This window comes from Sporosarcina sp. FA9 (assembly GCF_051550205.1).
Classification (GTDB): Bacteria; Bacillota; Bacilli; order Bacillales_A; family Planococcaceae; genus Sporosarcina.
Map to the genome: position 1 here is coordinate 2,595,072 of NZ_CP188819.1, position 15,666 is coordinate 2,610,737.

The window sequence follows — 15,666 nt, forward strand, 5'->3', positions numbered from 1 at the left end:
GGCTATTACTAGATGTCTAGTTATAGCCGGCATTGTCTGACATTATTCTATTACTTAAGTTTTTCCAGTAGATAATAAACTACTTTAGACGCCTGCCCACGTGTTGCGTTGGCTCTTGGGTCAAATACTTTATTACCGTTCACTTCTTTACCACTAACAATCCCAAAGCCAGCTGCCAAGTCAACGGATTTTTTTGCATATGAATCAATGTTTTTCGCATCTGCGAATGTAATATTGTTTGAGATGCCTTTCAATACGCTAGCATCTTTATATTCAATCGCACGGATGATCATCGTCGCCATTTGTTCGCGTGTAACTTTTTCATTTGGTCGGAATTTCCCATTGCTTCCTGTAGTGATTCCCACATGAGCCGCCGCTTCAATTTCAGAAACAGCCCAGTCTAAACTCTTCGATACATCAGAAAACGTTCCTTTGTACTCCGTCTTTGGAAGATCTAGTGCACGTGACAACAAGACTGCAAACTGTGCTCTCGTAAGTTGATCATTCGGAGCAAACGTAGTTGGTGTTTTCCCTTTAATGATTCCTTTTGTAGCAAGTGATTCGATATACGATTTAAAATCCGATTTTTGGATATCCCCAAATGTTACTACTTCTTGATCAACTACCGCTTTAATACTTGCTGGATCAAATGCAAGTCGAACAGTATGGTTCATTGTACGGTTCATCGCTGCCACATGTACTGTAACTTTGGCATTGATGACTTTTGTTAAATCAGCAACTTTAAATTCAACGTCTCTTGTGTTCGCTTTTTCATCTGTATTTACTACAGTCGCATCAACGAACTTTCCATCTTGCTCTACTTGAAATACCGTGATTTGTTCATTGTCTGTAAGTTTCATTGTAACAAAGTTTTTACCAGCTCTTACTGTTAGGGCTACTGGTGTTTCCACATAGTCACCCATTGAAGATGCTTTGTCCTCTGTTGCATGTAATACGTTTGTGTCAATTGTATACGCACCATCTTTAATTACTTCAGGAGTCGTCGGAACTTTACTATCATCAAACTTCAAACGAAGATCATAACTGTGATCATACTCTCCAATTCCTGGTACACCCGTAACGATAATATGGGCTTTCACATTCAACACTTTCGTTACATCTTGAATTTCAAATTTAACAACACGAGTATTCTCTTTTTTATCACTGCTAATTACTTCTGCTGTGACGAAATTATCTTCTTTAAATGTGCCCGGTTGTGTAGATTGAACTTTTAGCGACTGCCAAAATTCACTTTGCAATAGTGTAGCATAGACAAATGTTTTACCATTTTCCACAACAACTTTTGCTGGAGTTTCAACAAAGTCCCCTGCAGTAGATACTTCATCTTTGTCAGCTTTCCAAACAACAAATGGAATTTCGGATGTTTGCACATCTTCCGTTTTCGTTTCAGCTGCCTGAGATGAAAGAACAGGTAGGAATGTATATACGATAAGTAGTGCTGATAAAAATGACATAGTTAGTTTCTTCATTTAATAGTCTCCTTTTAGTTACAGTTTATTTTTTTGTAAATTTGACCTTTCGAATGAAAAATAGGATAGCGATGAAAGCTACTCCAACGAATACAAACAGTAAACTTTTATTTTTCGTTGAATTGCCTTGCACTTCTTTATCATCTGTTCCAGATTTCAGCACTGAAGTATCGAAAACATGCGATGGGACTTCTGCTACTTCCATAGAATCTACATCAAAAGCCAAACGAACTGAATACTTGTGATCATAAACAGGGCTCATTTCTTCTATTTGAACATGCATTTGTAAAGCAAGGGGTTCTGACAAATCGCTTCCTACTTTAATAGCTATTACTCGCTTGTCATTCGTTGCATCTTCACTTACTAAATGAACATCTACAAATGAATCATCATGCTCGGCCATAAGAGCTTTGACCCACTTACTGTGATTGACAGTTATTTGTAAATAGTGCTCTCCATTTTCTACTGTTAGTGTAGCTGGCTTTTCAAAATAATCATTTGCAATAGACACAGAGTCATTTTCGACCTGCAGTATATTGTAGTCGATCAAATATGTACCATCCGAAAACTCTTCTGCAAGAACACTAGACATATTCAAATTCGTACTCATAAATAAAATCATAAAGAATGAAAATAGAAGTGCAAAATGTCTTTTCATTAAACGATACCTCCAAACTTCCATGCTTACAGGAATAGACTCCTAATCTTCACCATTCTCTAGTTATTGATTTACACTCCCAATAAATGAGAATGATTATCACTCCTATTAATAATAATCTATACGCTGACATATTCATAGTCAAATCTAAACAGTTCACAAATTGTATACATCTTCGTTACCGATTTGTGTCTTCTAGTAGAATAAGATCCATTTCCGAGTTTATTCATTACAAATTAAAAAGGTGTCAAAATGAATATTGTCGCCTTCTTAAGATGAATAGTTACCTTTTATATGTTAAAATTTTCTTATGAGAAAAATAATAGTGCTTTTACTACTACTAAGTATTTTGTTTATATCTTCAGGTCAAACGTATGAACAACAATCAATCATTCCTACACTTCAAAAATGGTTTCCAAACAAACCGTTTGAATCCTTGCTCATGAAATTTGAATTTCCATACTGGGGAATAAAGGTTTCTATAGAAGAAAGAGGATATTATTATTTCGTTGAATTCTTAATTCGAAAGAGTGCCCATTTTTTCATCTTCGCCTTTATCGCGGTAGCAGTTTATTCCACATTGCCAAAACTTAAATTCCGTTTACAAATTGCTGCATTCATTACCTTAATCTTAGCCTTTCTAGATGAATTTCATCAATACTTAACTGGTGGCCGGACACCGTCTTTACAAGATGTTGTACTCGATATGTTTGGAGCGTTAACAGCACTTCTAGTCATTTATATTCTAAAATTAATAACAGCCAAAACAAGCTCATCTAGGAACAAATAATGTTTTCTTATGGAGCCTCTTCACAACCATTAATATACTAAATATCCCTATTGCAACAATAGTATTTTTATTGATTTCAATTATGATAAACTTAAATTGAATCGATATTCAAATACATCATTAATAACTGGAGGGAATTCAATTGGCTTTTAAAGAAACAGTGACAAAAGAGAAAGCAGCTGAAACTATTCTATTTGCCAAAAGTCAAAAAGGGCTAACATTTGAAGACATCGCAATCGCTGTAGGACGTCATCCGGTATGGGTTGCTTCAGCAATTATGGGACAATCGACGATGAATTCCGAAGAAGCGATAAAGCTAATTGATTTACTGGAACTAGACGGATCCATTGCGGAGTCGTTGCAGGTAATTCCATTAAAAGGTTCATTAGATCATACTGTTCCTGTCGATCCACTCATTTATCGTTTCCATGAAATTATGCAAGTCTATGGAACAACAATCAAAGCTGTAATTCATGACAAGTTTGGTGATGGAATTATGAGTGCGATTGATTTCACTATGGATATCGAAAAGAAAGAGGATCCAAATGGTGACCGTGTAATAGTTACGTTAGACGGTAAGTTTTTACCTTATAAGAAGTGGTGAATTAAGTCACAGAATTGTTGCAATAAAAGGGGTATTCCTACTATAGGGATATCCCTTTTTTGCAATCATTTCTTGTTGCATCTTTGGATTTTAAGTATTATATTGAGGTAGTCTATTTTTCTTGTTTAGAAATCTTTTTGTGTAAAATAAATATAATAGGATATTAATTAGACATGTAATTAATATCCGAAATTAGAACGAGGAGGTTTCATAGTGTCAAACTTAACCAAAGAACAAATTGTAAAAAGCGTGCCACAAAAAGGATTTTTTGGACACCCAAAAGGGTTATTCACATTATTTTTCACTGAATTTTGGGAGCGCTTTTCTTACTATGGTATGAGAGCTATTCTCGTCTTCTATATGTATTATGAATTATCACAAGGCGGACTCGGGCTTGATAAAACCCTGGCCCTTTCAATCATGTCTATATATGGTTCTCTTGTATATATGTCTGGAATTATCGGTGGATGGTTAGCGGATAGAATATTTGGTACCTCTAAGGCAGTATTCATCGGTGGTATATTTATTATGTTCGGGCATATTGCTCTAGCAATTCCGGGAACCATTACGTTATTCTTTGTCTCAATGGTTTTAATTGTAATTGGAACAGGTTTATTGAAGCCGAACGTTTCCAGTGTTGTCGGTGATATATATGCTGAAGGTGACAATCGACGTGACTCCGGATTCAGTATTTTCTACATGGGTATTAATATGGGTGGATTTATTTCACCACTTATCGTCGGTGAATTGATGAAGACAAGCTTCCATCTTGGATTCGGTGTTGCCGCGCTTGGTATGTTCTTTGGTTTATTAGTATTTGTATTTACTAAGAAGAAAAATCTTGGACTTGCGGGCACACAAATTGCAAACCCACTTTCACCTGCAGAAAAAAAGAAAACATTTTCAATCTTTACCGTGACTGCTTTAGTGCTTGCCGGTTTCATTGCGTATGCTGTTCCAAAAGGTTGGCTCACATTTGAGTCGTTCATTGCAGCTGTTGGGGTTCTTGGTTTCCTAATTCCAACTACCTATTTTATTGTAATGTACAGAAGTCCAAAAACAACTCCGGTAGAACAATCTCGAATTATTGCCTATATTCCATTATTTATTGCATCCATTATGTTTTGGGCAATTGCGGAACAAGGGTCAACAATTCTTGCACTTTATGCGGATACAAGAACTAATCTTAATATAATGGGTATGCAGATATCCCCTGCTTGGTTCCAGTCTGTAAATCCATTGTTTATTATTGTTCTTGCTCCAATGTTTGCATGGATGTGGGTGAAGCTAGGAGATCGTCAGCCATCCATTCCTAGGAAGTTTTCTTTAGGATTACTCTTTGCCGGCCTATCCTTTATTGTTATATTGATACCTGGATATTTCGGAGATGCAAATACACTAGTAAGTCCATTTTGGCTTATACTAAGTATATTTGTAGTTGTTCTCGGTGAGCTCCTCTTGTCACCTGTTGGTCTTTCTGCGACAACAAAACTTGCACCTGCTGCTTTTTCGGCACAGACAATGAGCCTTTGGTTCTTATCTAATGCCGCAGCACAAGGTTTAAATGCACAAATCGTAAAACTATATTCTGAAGAAACTGAACTGCTGTACTTCGGGATTATTGGTGGAACTGCAATTGTTCTTAGTATCATTTTGTTCCTCATCTCTCCTATAATTTCAAGATTTATGAAGGGTGTACATTAATCTTTCGTAAGTCAATAACCTTTCACAGGGATTTTCATTAATCCCTGTGAAAGGTTATTTTTTTAATACATCTCTGTCAAATCTTCAGCAAGAGTGAAATAATGTCGAAATTTTACTAGATCCTGTTATTCAAGTAAATTCAATAGATATAGCAATAGGTAGTGTAGTATCATTTGGTTAAATCCCTGGAATTATCAATGGAGGCGCATAAATCTTATGAACAAACACATATCTAATTCTAATAGACATGAAACGATCGCAAAAATGCAAACAGAAGAATTTGACGTATTAATCATTGGTGGCGGAGTAACCGGAGCCGGTATTGCAATGGATGCGGCAAGTCGAGGATTGAAAACTGCTCTCGTAGAAATGCAAGATTTTGCTGGTGGTACATCTAGTCGGTCAACAAAATTGATTCATGGCGGTTTGCGCTACTTAAAAAGCTTCGAAATAAAAATCGTTTCGCAGGTTGGTAGAGAACGAGCTATCGTTTACGAAAATGGACCGCATGTAACCACACCGCAATGGCTAATCTTACCTATTTATAAAGACGGTACATTTGGCAAATTCAGTTCATCAATCGGTTTAAGAGTTTATGACATGCTCGCACGTGTTAAGAAAGATGAAAGAAAAAGCATGCTTACTAGGAAGGAAACACTGCAAGCTGAACCAAAATTCAAGCGAGACGGCTTATTAGGTGCGGGACGTTTCGTTGAATACCGTTCAGATGATGCCAGGTTAACAATAGAAGTGATGAAAGAGGCACAAGCACAAGGAGCAACGGTACTCAACTACACTAAAGTAGAAGAATTTATGTATAAAGATGAGAAAGTTGTTGGAATACAAGTCGTAGATCAGTTAAACGGTGAGTCCTATGAAATACATGGTAAAAAAATTATAAACGCCGCCGGTCCATGGGTTAATACCGTAAGAGAAAAAGACCACACTTTGGATAATAAAAAATTACATCTTACAAAAGGTGTTCATCTCGTTTTCGATCAAAGTACATTTCCATTAGAACAAACCATTTACTTTGACACACCAGATGGCCGTATGGTTTTGGCGATTCCAAGAGATGGTAAAACATATATCGGAACAACAGACACGGATTATGCCGGCGATTTAAAAAACCCAAAAATCACTGAACAAGATCAAAATTACTTACTAGATGCCATTCATTTTATTTTCCCTGATTTAGTGATTTCGGCATCTGATATTGAATCCAGATGGGCGGGCCTAAGACCTTTAATTCAAGAAGAGGGAAAAAATGCTTCCAAAATTTCAAGGAAAGATGAAATCTGGAAATCGAAAACCGGACTCATAACAATAGCAGGCGGAAAACTAACAGGTTACCGGAAAATGGCGGAAACGATTGTAGACTTAATAACATCCGAATACAAAAAAGAAGACGATAAAATATTTTCTCCATGCAATACAAAATACATGCCCATTTCAGGCGGCCACGTAGGTGGTTCTAAGCGTTTTGAAGCTTTCAAGTATTCCAAAGTCCGCGTTGGTATGGATCTAGGTCTTTCTAAAGAAGTCGCATATTCTCTCGTACAAAATTACGGTTCCAACATCGATCGTATTTTCGAGTTAATCGAGAACTACAAAATCGATGCAGAAGAGTTTGGAATGCCTGTAGATATCTATGCTCAGGTGCTCTACTCGATTAGAGATGAATTTGCTTGTACGCCTGTCGATTTCTTTTGGAGACGTACCGGTGCTCTACTGTTTGATATCGCTTGGGTAAATAAGTGGAAAGAACTTGTAATCGATTTAATGTCTGAAAAACTTGAATGGAGTCTTGAACAAAAAAAGAATTTTACTGCTGATTTAGATGAACGTCTGGAAAATGCTACTGTCGTTTCCAAAGAAGAGTAACCTATTGCTACTCCCCTAAATATATATAGAAGTGAAAGGGGTAGATTATATGGTTTCATTGACAACTATTTCTATTGAGGGCTATTCATTTAATGCCGTAACGGTCCATTTACCAAAAACTACATTACTAACTGTTTCAAATGAGAATGGTTATATAATGTGTGGTGCATTAGATGTAGGCCTATTAAATACGCATTTAAGTGATCGCAAAATTGTAGCGGGCAGAGCGGTTGGCGTTAAAACAATAGACCAATTGCTTAATGCCCCCCTTGAAATGGTAACAACAGAAGCAGAAAGTCTTGGCATTCATTCAGGTATGATCGGTAAAGATGCCTTATTGAAAATGGTGTAAGTTTATAAAGATAACAGGGTTGTCACACTACAACCCTGTTACCTTTATTCGTGTATTACAAGCCCTTATATAAACAAGAGTACTACCACTTTTTCAGAAATTGAGTTGTGCGAATACGTCCTTTTTCCAAAAGATCATTTTTTGTTGCTTCATCGATATCAAATTGTGTAGAACTTGTATCATCTACTGGAATGAATATGATGTTCTTTTCGTGTGTTCGCGAAATGTATTTTTCATCATGAGCATTTTTCATAGTAGAAAAAAGTGCTTCAAATAAATGCAGTGCATTATCAATTTTACGACCAGGTATTTCCTCCTCTTGACGGCTTAGCTTCACACCTAGAATTGGACGTACCTTCTTACCGTTCTTATCCTCAAATAACCACATTGGAAAATTGCTTAATACACCACCATCGACAACGATTGTCTCACCTGAACCCGTCTTCAGTCTTACAGGTTCAAAGAAAAATGGAATTCCACAACTCATACGTAATGCTCGAGATATAGGAAATGTGCCTGGTGATATACCGTATCGCTCCAAATCATCTGGCAGAACAATTATTCTCCCGTTTGTTAAGTCTGAAGCAATGAACTTTAAGGTTCCATGTGGCAAATCCGAAAATGTATAAATTCCTTTGTGAGCAAGTTTTTCCATAAACCAATTCTCCAAAGCTATTCCTTGGTATAATCCGAGTTGCCAATATAGACGCAGCCATTTCATGAATGGTATTGGTATAATTGTTTTTCGAGGATCCAGCAGTTCTTCGAAGTTTTGTTCACTTAACATTTCTTCAATCTCCTTACCCGTATATCCAGCAGCAATAAAACATGCCAAAATTGCACCCGCACTCGTACCTACAATTCGTTTAAACCGAAAACCCTTTTCTTCCAATACTTGCAATGCCCCTACCAACGCAAATCCTTTCAAACCCCCTCCTGAAAAAACACCATCAATCACCATACTATTTACTCTCCTTTTTCTTATTAGTCGTTTACTCTAGGTGCAAAGCAGATGGTTTAGAACTAACTCTACTCAAAAAAACCGATGGCAAACACAATAATAAATTGTGATGGCCATCGGTTTTTATTTAACTAGGAATCACAAAACAGTTTTAACAACTTGAATAATTCGTTTTACTTCCACATCTGTTAAAGAAGGATAAATAGGTAAAGAAACAGTATTTTCTGTCCAAAATAATGCATTCGGAAATTGAATATTAGAACTTAGTAACTCATCAGTTTGAATCGGAATAGTTGCTGAAATATTTTTCAGACTTAAAGCTTTTATTAATTCCAATTGTTTTTCTGTTCGTAAAATTGCGCGGAATCGAACAGGTTGAACTCCTTCCTTGGAGTCAAGAATTTGAAATCCAGCCTTTTTATATTGATTATAAACTTCTGCACGCCTTTCTAAAAACATCGGAAGTTTTTTAAGTTGGGCCCTTCCAATTGCCGCTTGAATATCCGTCATTTGAAAATTGAATCGATTTTTTTCGTCCTTTCTTGCATCGAACATTCGATAGTCTCTTACAAATTCAATGATTGGGGACTTTCTTGAGACAACCATTCCACCCTGTCCACCAGTTGTCATTATTTTTGTAGCATAAAAAGAAAATATACCAACGTCACCTTGTAATCCAATAGGGACCATATTGTTTAAGGCCCCCAATGCCTGTGCACAGTCTTCAATTACACTTGGCGTGGATCCGCTATTTTGGATGTTTTGTGGCATGCCGAACATATGTGGAACAATTGCTATTTTCGCCAAATGTTCCATCTTCGCAAGATCAATATTAGGAGATTCAAGCATACTATCCACAAAAACTGGGTTACCTCCGGCTAAGCAAATTGCATTCTTTAATGCAGAACAGGAATACGTTGGAAGGGAAACATTTTCCCCTTTTGCGTTTAATGACAATAATGCCAAATAAAGTGCAGCACTCCCACTTGATACAGCAACAGCGGAGCCTCTCGGGATCTTTAGATAATCACAAAACTCATCTTCAAAGTTTTCCACTTCACTACCTTGTGCAAGCCAACCCGATTTCAAAACTTTTAATGCCATCATCTCTTCATCATGACCAATTGTTGGTCGATTATGTGGAATATGTTTTAGATTGAATGACATTTCATTATTCTCCTTCTCTGACATTCACCTTTTCTTTTACCTCATTATCCATAGATAATCACAAAATTTGTGAACGTAATATATAGTACTTTTCTGCATAGGCCACTCCAATTTCCATCCCACGCATCTCTGCCCACTTTTTCACATTCTCAGGGGAAATTAAATGACTTGGTGGCCGCATCTGAGATTTGTGCATCTGAAATGCTTGAATTTTCTTCTGAACTGTATCCGAAATATCGACATACAGCTCACCTGTATTCCAAAACTTTTGATATTGCCAAGAGATAAGGGGATATTCATACATCGCTATTAATTTTATAAGTTGGTTTGGTTTTGGTCTAAGAGCCGCGAAGCACGATTCAAATAGAATGATATGGTCTTGATGATAACTTGGTAGAGGTATAAATATCATAGTAGGAAGATATTTTGTAATAATCGCATCTAACCTTGTAATAATTTCGAATCTGGGAATGGTATCCAAGATTGAATCTTTATCATTGTAAACTATATCAAAATCAGTGCATCCTAGAAATTCCATTGCATCTTTCAATTCTTTTTTCCGGGTTTCTCCGGTTACTGTCTCCGTATTATGGGGATGTTTTATGTCTCCGACCGTCATTACAACTACTTTTACTTGATTATTATATCTACACGCCTTTTCAATTAATCCGCCACAACCAAGAACTTCATCATCCGCATGAGGAGCAATGATTAATATCCGCTCCATTCCAGAAGTTATCATCGTCTCCCCTCCTTTTTGGTTTATTTATGGTACTACTCATTTCTATTAGAATTTCTTTGCTTTCGAATTATTTTCATCGTTTCCGGTCCGCAGTTAAAGAGCATGTCAATAATTGAAAGATTTTGATGGAATACACCAAAACGTTGTTCGTATTTAGGATGTTTGAAATCCTGGTAGATGAGCTTAATGTTGTTTTCTATAAACTCAGTTTCATTATTGTAATTTCGAGCACCAACACCAGAAACGTAAATAGTACCATCTAAATAGTTTACGATGTTCATATTCCGAGTGTTACCACTTCCAAAATCCTGTTTAAAATCTGACGCTATTAAAAGTTTAGTCTTTATGTTCAGCAAACTCTTAATGTGCATAATTAACGCAAGATTTAATAGTGAAATATTGTTCCATTTATCGTTATATATTTGTTCAAATCCCTCCGAATAAGATGCCCAGAACGAACTTTTTCGATAATTACTTTCAATAGCTTTCCAGTGTTTGCTTTGCCAATTAAGATCATTTGCTATTTGCAATTCATTTATCGGCATTTCCTTATTTTTTAAAGGCACAGTCAACCACAATTCTCCTTGGGGTGTTTTTATTTTATTCCGGTTAATAAATCCACTTTTAGAATGAATTGCGGTATCTAATAATACAAACATGTCTACTTGGTCCAATTTATCAAAAAAACCAATCCACGGTAAATAATTCGGTTGATGAATTGCGATTTTCATAAAGTATTTATTCTACACCTCACTTTTTAAACAATACAACGGTTACTGTTTAGATTCGACGATCTTTACAATATATGAAACATTTAATTGCTTGTCTAGGTGAACAATCCAAATACCAATAATTTTCCGTTTGTATTCAACAAAACTTTACAATGGAAAATTGTTGTTTCCAGAACGATCCGACTCAACCCAACCTACACTTTTCCCTTTCAATACCTCAATAAAACTTTTCCAAGTAACGTAAGCAATTAAATAACGATAGGCAATTCTTTGAACAATTACCCATCTAAGCGGTTTCAAATTTTCTCGCCCAAGTTTAAATGCATAATAAGAACTTAAAAAATCCATTAGGTAAAAAAACAACACATATAAATAAATGGACTTCACTCCCAATAGAAATGCAATTATAAATAACACATCTATTATTGGTGATGTTAAATAAAGCAAATAAGAAAAAAGCATGCTTGGAATCGCAAAGTATTTCATGTTTTTATTTTCTGAATTTATTATTTCCCGCCTGTTTTTCCAAAGACTTTGTACTATTCCATAGGACCAACGAAATCGTTGTTTAAGAAACTCTTTAGCTGTTTCTGGACATTCTTCATACGAAATGGCCTCCGCATCAAAAATGATTTTATATCCTGCATTTAATATTCTTAAAGTGAGGTCCGTATCTTCGGCTAATGTATCATTATGAAAAAAACCAGCCTCTTCAACAACTTTTTTTCTCCAAGCACTATTTGAACCGGGCACAACTGTTATACAACCTAGTTCATGTAGGGCGCGCTTTTCCAAGTTATTTGCAGTGACATATTCGATGTGTTGCCATAAGGTCAATTGGTTCTTGATATTACCAATCTTACAATTCCCTGACACAGCGGCAATTTCCGGATTATTAAAATGACGCACAAGTTGAGATATTGTATTTTCCCCAAATACTGTATCTGCATCAATAGTAATAACGATATCCCCGATTGCCTTTTGAAAACCAACGTTCAACGCAGAAGCTTTCCCCCCATTCCTTTTACGAATCAACTTAACTTTGGGCTCATCAGAAAAATTCTTCTTAACCCTTGCTGCTGTAAAATCTTTTGATCCATCGTCAATCACAAGAATTTCTTCAATAGGGTAATTACTACGCAAAATGGCTTCCACTGTTTTTTTAATGACAACCGCTTCATTATAAGCAGGAATAACAACGGTTACACTTAGTCCTTGTTGGTCAATACCAAGCTTTTTTTCCCTCTTGTTTTTTCGCCAATGTTTAAAACTAAAATAAAATAAAATTAGTAATCGTAAAATCCCAATTATTAAAGCAAAGATTAAATAATAGATAAACATTCTTTTTATAACGACGAATAAACTTGAATTCAAATTACTTACCATTTGAACATCTATTATTTGATAACGATTAAGAACATCCAATGATAGAATCGACCCTATCATTAATAATGAAGAGAAGAATAATATCTTGATCATTCTCCAACGCTTACCTGTTTGATCTTGGAAAATCTGTTTTCCCATAAAGCTCACCACTTTCTCTTTGTGGTATGTATATGAAATTTTTTTCCATAGGATTAGACATTCAGATCAATCAAAATAATATCTCCAGTACTATAGAGATGGTTTCTATGTAAGTCAATTATATTTATTACCTAGGTAAGTATCTGACAAAAAAATGACTAAGGTGGTTATTGCTCCACCCTAGTCAATTCTTTTAAGGATATATCTCGTTCGTTTCTTACTTCTTCAGAAGATAAATCATACTTTTTCAACAAGTGAAAGAGTTCATTTAATACTTCCTGCTTCGGTTTCTCTGTTAGCAATTGACTACTACTCGTGTACAAAGCCTCTGGAAGGAACGGTTTTTGTTCATTTAACTTCAAGTCTACATCTACTAAAGAATGATCAATTTTACAGTTGCTCATAAAATAACCTCCTTTTTTATGTCTGTTCTCATCTTAATCATAACAAACAATAACTTTTTTATCTTATTCATGAACTGGATATGCGGTGCGAAAATACGCTCAATTTATAAATAACCAATGTTTTTTGCTTTTTTCAAACGATATCTGTGTCCTATCCAACCTACAATTATCACTCCCGAAATTGCAACAATCCCACCAATGATTGATAACGTGCTTGGAAACTCTTTTAACCATATCCACGCAATGAATATAGCAACGACTGGCTCAAAGTATAACATACTTGCGATGGACCCTGCCGCTCCCAAGGAGAGTGCTGTAGCCCAAGTAACATAGGCAACTGCCGCCGGAAATATACCCATATACACTGTAGATAAATTCGCCTCCAAAGAAGCATCTTGAATTCCTTCAAGTAGACCTGGAAAGTAGATGAAAAATGGTAATGTACCTGCCCATGTAAAATACGCGGTTAATTCAATTGGGGTATACTTTACAAGAAGTGGCTTTTGAAAAACAAAGAATAGGGAAGTCGCTACAGATGCCATTAAAACCAACAATGCCCCTTTAGAAATCGTGAAAAGTGCTCCTTCGGATCCAATTGTAATTAGAAGAATCCCTATAATTCCAATTAGCATGCCGAACCATTCGATTGTACTTAGACGTTCTTTTAATACAATAACTGCAATTAGTGCTGTGAAAATAGGTGAAGACCCAATTAACATACCCGCTGTTCCTGCTGAAATTGTCTCTTCCCCAAAAGTAACTCCAAAATGATAAACACTGATTCCTACCCAGCCAAGCAGAAGAATTTTCACCAAATCTTTTTTTCTTGGTAGTGAAAACTTCGTGCCTGGCCAAAGTGCATAAATAACAAACACACTTGATGCAATTAGAAATCTAGTAAGAACTAAATGTCCAGGAGTATATCCTCCCATGAGACTAGCCCGTATCGCTGCAAATCCAGACCCCCAAATAATTACTGTAAACAATGCTAGAAAAAAGGCTTTACGATTCATATAAAGTTCCTCCAAGGTAAGCGCTGTGTCTTTAATTTGCACTTATCACTTTTCATTCCACAAATAACTCTAATTATTCCCATATATTCATATTATCACAAAAAACCGAACGAACTATCCATTATCAATTAATATAAAAATGATTATTGTTATTAAAGACGGGTATAATAAAATAAAGAAAAGAGGCGATATTTTGAAATACAATAAAGCGGACAGCAGAAACGACCAGCCAGACGGTAAACAATGGGGGGCTCTTTTTGCAACTCTAGTTCTAATAGGAGCTGTCATCGTAGTGGGATTAATTTCTTAAAAAATAAACCGGAACCCTTTTATTCAAAGGATTCACGGTTTATTTTTGTACCTAATTACCACAAAAATGCCGAAGCTAAAACAATTCCAACAATTGTACCTATCGCAATTCCAATACCAAAACTTCTTCTTCTACGATATCCCCAATATCCAAAGCCATATCCTCCTAAATCGCTAGAAGGTCGAATCCAAACCATATCCCGTTCCACTCTAGTAATTTCTCCTGTATAAACCTTTCCATCATGGCATGTAATCCTGACATTTCTTCCATGATATCTATTACATAAGTTAAACATATTTGTTTGAGACATTATAATCCTCCTATCCTAAAAGCATGTACTCTTAGCATATGATGTTAAATGCTCATGACATCAGCTAAGCGTCTAAGCCTATTCACATTATGTGATCACTTGCCACAAAACGTAAGCTTAAATCCTAGGAAAGGTTGGAATACATGACGGTTATAGATACTCATTTATGGCTCTCAAAGTTTTCAGTTGCATATATCGAACAATCTAGTAATAGTGCCTATACCCTTCAGTGCACTATATTATGTGCACCAATCGTAGAATCTTTTCCTGATTATAGCCCTGAAGAATTACAATATGAATTTTTAAACTATGGTTTATTTAACCCATCTGAATCTGCAACTTTAGAATACCGAGTAGCGAAAATGAAAAAACAAAAATTTTGGGAACATGTTGATTTGGAATATCAGCTTTTAAGAAACTTATGGCAAGGCCCAGAAGTATCCATTTACATCTTTCCCATCACTAAAGTAGATTGTGTTGAGGCAGCACCTACTAAGAACGGTGTTGCATATAAAAATGCTTTGTTTTTATTTTTGTCAGAAGAACTTACTTCAGAAGAAATTAGAGCATTATTTGCACATGAATACAATCATATATGTCGATTAAATTTCCTATCTTTGGAATCTAATGATATACCTTTGATGGATTCACTTATTATTGAAGGGCTAGCGGAATATGCAGTGAGGGATTTTCACGGTGAAAGATGGCTTGGGCCATGGAAGAATCTTTATTCTTTTGAAATGGCTTTGAACATATGGCTTACTACTTATATTCATTCACTAAATTTAAAAGGTTTGAAAAATCATAGAAATTATTTATATGGCAAAAAGGGAAGCCCGCTGCCTGAATGGATTGGTTACTCAATAGGTTATCAAATCATCGATTCCTACCAAAAAAATTGTGGTCCCTTTACTATTCTAGAATTACTTCAATTGTCATCTAAGGAACTGATTAACGGATCCAACTTTCCTACTAAAGGACAACTCTATTAACGAAAAAGATCTTGCTTCTAATTGGTTCCA

General features: G+C 35.8%; 17 protein-coding genes. 7 read left to right on the plus strand and 10 right to left on the minus strand.

Going from position 1 to position 15,666, the window contains the following annotated elements:
* Window positions 1–50 precede the first annotated feature (50 nt).
* Together ACP8HH_RS12955 and ACP8HH_RS12960 are read right to left on the minus strand one after the other, a co-directional pair.
* The gene (locus ACP8HH_RS12955) at window positions 51–1,490 is read right to left on the minus strand and encodes an NEAT domain-containing protein (RefSeq protein ID WP_438311942.1); all 1,440 of its coding nucleotides are present in this window, start codon (window positions 1,488–1,490) and stop codon (window positions 51–53) included.
* 25 nt (window positions 1,491–1,515) lie between these two features.
* Window positions 1,516–2,148, minus strand: a complete 633-nt coding sequence (locus tag ACP8HH_RS12960; protein WP_438311944.1) for an NEAT domain-containing protein — start codon at window positions 2,146–2,148, stop codon at window positions 1,516–1,518.
* Window positions 2,149–2,458: 310 nt separating this feature from the next.
* Here ACP8HH_RS12960 and ACP8HH_RS12965 point away from each other — a divergent pair, with 310 nt between their 5' ends.
* The 5 genes from ACP8HH_RS12965 (at window position 2,459) to ACP8HH_RS12985 (ending at window position 7,482) form a co-directional block, all read left to right on the plus strand.
* On the plus strand, window positions 2,459–2,938 hold the full coding sequence (locus ACP8HH_RS12965; protein WP_438311946.1) for a VanZ family protein: 480 nt from the start codon (window positions 2,459–2,461) through the stop codon (window positions 2,936–2,938).
* A gap of 142 nt (window positions 2,939–3,080) precedes the next feature.
* On the plus strand, window positions 3,081–3,542 hold the full coding sequence (cynS, locus tag ACP8HH_RS12970; protein WP_438311949.1) for a cyanase: 462 nt from the start codon (window positions 3,081–3,083) through the stop codon (window positions 3,540–3,542).
* A 213-nt stretch (window positions 3,543–3,755) separates the two neighbouring features.
* Entirely contained in the window at window positions 3,756–5,246 is a 1,491-nt protein-coding gene (locus tag ACP8HH_RS12975) for a peptide MFS transporter (protein WP_438311951.1), read from the plus strand.
* Window positions 5,247–5,462: 216 nt separating this feature from the next.
* Window positions 5,463–7,130 carry an FAD-dependent oxidoreductase gene (locus ACP8HH_RS12980; RefSeq protein ID WP_438311953.1) on the plus strand — a complete coding sequence of 556 codons (1,668 nt, stop codon included), beginning with the start codon at window positions 5,463–5,465 and terminating at the stop codon, window positions 7,128–7,130.
* A 49-nt stretch (window positions 7,131–7,179) separates the two neighbouring features.
* Window positions 7,180–7,482 (plus strand): YunC family protein, encoded by a 303-nt coding sequence (locus ACP8HH_RS12985; RefSeq protein ID WP_438311956.1) that lies wholly within the window; start codon window positions 7,180–7,182, stop codon window positions 7,480–7,482.
* An 82-nt stretch (window positions 7,483–7,564) separates the two neighbouring features.
* On the opposite strand, the gene ACP8HH_RS12990 is transcribed toward ACP8HH_RS12985, so the two are convergent.
* The 7 genes from ACP8HH_RS12990 to ACP8HH_RS13020 form a co-directional block, all read right to left on the minus strand.
* Window positions 7,565–8,443 (minus strand): patatin-like phospholipase family protein, encoded by an 879-nt coding sequence (locus ACP8HH_RS12990; protein WP_438311957.1) that lies wholly within the window; start codon window positions 8,441–8,443, stop codon window positions 7,565–7,567.
* 138 nt (window positions 8,444–8,581) lie between these two features.
* Window positions 8,582–9,610, minus strand: a complete 1,029-nt coding sequence (locus ACP8HH_RS12995) for a DegT/DnrJ/EryC1/StrS family aminotransferase (RefSeq protein ID WP_438311960.1) — start codon at window positions 9,608–9,610, stop codon at window positions 8,582–8,584.
* A gap of 58 nt (window positions 9,611–9,668) precedes the next feature.
* Complete coding sequence (locus tag ACP8HH_RS13000; RefSeq protein ID WP_438311962.1) at window positions 9,669–10,352, minus strand: PIG-L deacetylase family protein; 684 nt, start codon at window positions 10,350–10,352, stop codon at window positions 9,669–9,671.
* 32 nt (window positions 10,353–10,384) lie between these two features.
* Window positions 10,385–11,083 (minus strand): WbqC family protein, encoded by a 699-nt coding sequence (locus tag ACP8HH_RS13005; protein WP_438311964.1) that lies wholly within the window; start codon window positions 11,081–11,083, stop codon window positions 10,385–10,387.
* Between the two features lie 147 nt (window positions 11,084–11,230).
* Complete coding sequence (locus ACP8HH_RS13010) at window positions 11,231–12,607, minus strand: glycosyltransferase (protein ID WP_438311966.1); 1,377 nt, start codon at window positions 12,605–12,607, stop codon at window positions 11,231–11,233.
* Window positions 12,608–12,774: 167 nt separating this feature from the next.
* Window positions 12,775–13,011, minus strand: coding sequence for a hypothetical protein (locus ACP8HH_RS13015; RefSeq protein WP_438311968.1), 237 nt, complete (start codon window positions 13,009–13,011; stop codon window positions 12,775–12,777).
* Window positions 13,012–13,115: 104 nt separating this feature from the next.
* Window positions 13,116–14,024 (minus strand): DMT family transporter, encoded by a 909-nt coding sequence (locus tag ACP8HH_RS13020; RefSeq protein WP_438311971.1) that lies wholly within the window; start codon window positions 14,022–14,024, stop codon window positions 13,116–13,118.
* Between the two features lie 139 nt (window positions 14,025–14,163).
* On the opposite strand from ACP8HH_RS13020, the gene ACP8HH_RS13025 reads away from it, so the two are divergent.
* On the plus strand, window positions 14,164–14,334 hold the full coding sequence (locus tag ACP8HH_RS13025) for a hypothetical protein (protein ID WP_438311974.1): 171 nt from the start codon (window positions 14,164–14,166) through the stop codon (window positions 14,332–14,334).
* 55 nt (window positions 14,335–14,389) lie between these two features.
* Here the strand turns inward: ACP8HH_RS13025 and ACP8HH_RS13030 are convergent, their stop codons facing one another.
* The gene (locus ACP8HH_RS13030; RefSeq protein ID WP_438311976.1) at window positions 14,390–14,644 is read right to left on the minus strand and encodes a hypothetical protein; all 255 of its coding nucleotides are present in this window, start codon (window positions 14,642–14,644) and stop codon (window positions 14,390–14,392) included.
* A 143-nt stretch (window positions 14,645–14,787) separates the two neighbouring features.
* Here ACP8HH_RS13030 and ACP8HH_RS13035 point away from each other — a divergent pair, with 143 nt between their 5' ends.
* On the plus strand, window positions 14,788–15,636 hold the full coding sequence (locus ACP8HH_RS13035; RefSeq protein WP_438311978.1) for a DUF2268 domain-containing protein: 849 nt from the start codon (window positions 14,788–14,790) through the stop codon (window positions 15,634–15,636).
* Window positions 15,637–15,666 lie beyond the last annotated feature (30 nt).

Excerpts from the sequence above, each read along its gene's own strand:
- ACP8HH_RS13000 (WP_438311962.1), bottom strand. The coding sequence starts at position 10,352 with ATGATAACTTCTGGAATGGAGCGGATATTAATCATTGCTCCTCATGCG.
- ACP8HH_RS12980 (WP_438311953.1), top strand. The coding sequence starts at position 5,463 with ATGAACAAACACATATCTAATTCTAATAGACATGAAACGATCGCAAAA.
- ACP8HH_RS12965 (WP_438311946.1), top strand. The coding sequence starts at position 2,459 with ATGAGAAAAATAATAGTGCTTTTACTACTACTAAGTATTTTGTTTATA.
- ACP8HH_RS12995 (WP_438311960.1), bottom strand. The coding sequence starts at position 9,610 with ATGTCATTCAATCTAAAACATATTCCACATAATCGACCAACAATTGGT.
- ACP8HH_RS12985 (WP_438311956.1), top strand. The coding sequence starts at position 7,180 with ATGGTTTCATTGACAACTATTTCTATTGAGGGCTATTCATTTAATGCC.
- ACP8HH_RS13035 (WP_438311978.1), top strand. The coding sequence starts at position 14,788 with ATGACGGTTATAGATACTCATTTATGGCTCTCAAAGTTTTCAGTTGCA.
- ACP8HH_RS13005 (WP_438311964.1), bottom strand. The coding sequence starts at position 11,083 with ATGAAAATCGCAATTCATCAACCGAATTATTTACCGTGGATTGGTTTT.
- ACP8HH_RS13010 (WP_438311966.1), bottom strand. The coding sequence starts at position 12,607 with ATGGGAAAACAGATTTTCCAAGATCAAACAGGTAAGCGTTGGAGAATG.
- ACP8HH_RS13025 (WP_438311974.1), top strand. The coding sequence starts at position 14,164 with ATGATTATTGTTATTAAAGACGGGTATAATAAAATAAAGAAAAGAGGC.
- ACP8HH_RS13020 (WP_438311971.1), bottom strand. The coding sequence starts at position 14,024 with ATGAATCGTAAAGCCTTTTTTCTAGCATTGTTTACAGTAATTATTTGG.
- ACP8HH_RS12955 (WP_438311942.1), bottom strand. The coding sequence starts at position 1,490 with ATGAAGAAACTAACTATGTCATTTTTATCAGCACTACTTATCGTATAT.
- ACP8HH_RS13015 (WP_438311968.1), bottom strand. The coding sequence starts at position 13,011 with ATGAGCAACTGTAAAATTGATCATTCTTTAGTAGATGTAGACTTGAAG.
- ACP8HH_RS13030 (WP_438311976.1), bottom strand. The coding sequence starts at position 14,644 with ATGTCTCAAACAAATATGTTTAACTTATGTAATAGATATCATGGAAGA.
- ACP8HH_RS12990 (WP_438311957.1), bottom strand. The coding sequence starts at position 8,443 with ATGGTGATTGATGGTGTTTTTTCAGGAGGGGGTTTGAAAGGATTTGCG.
- ACP8HH_RS12960 (WP_438311944.1), bottom strand. The coding sequence starts at position 2,148 with ATGAAAAGACATTTTGCACTTCTATTTTCATTCTTTATGATTTTATTT.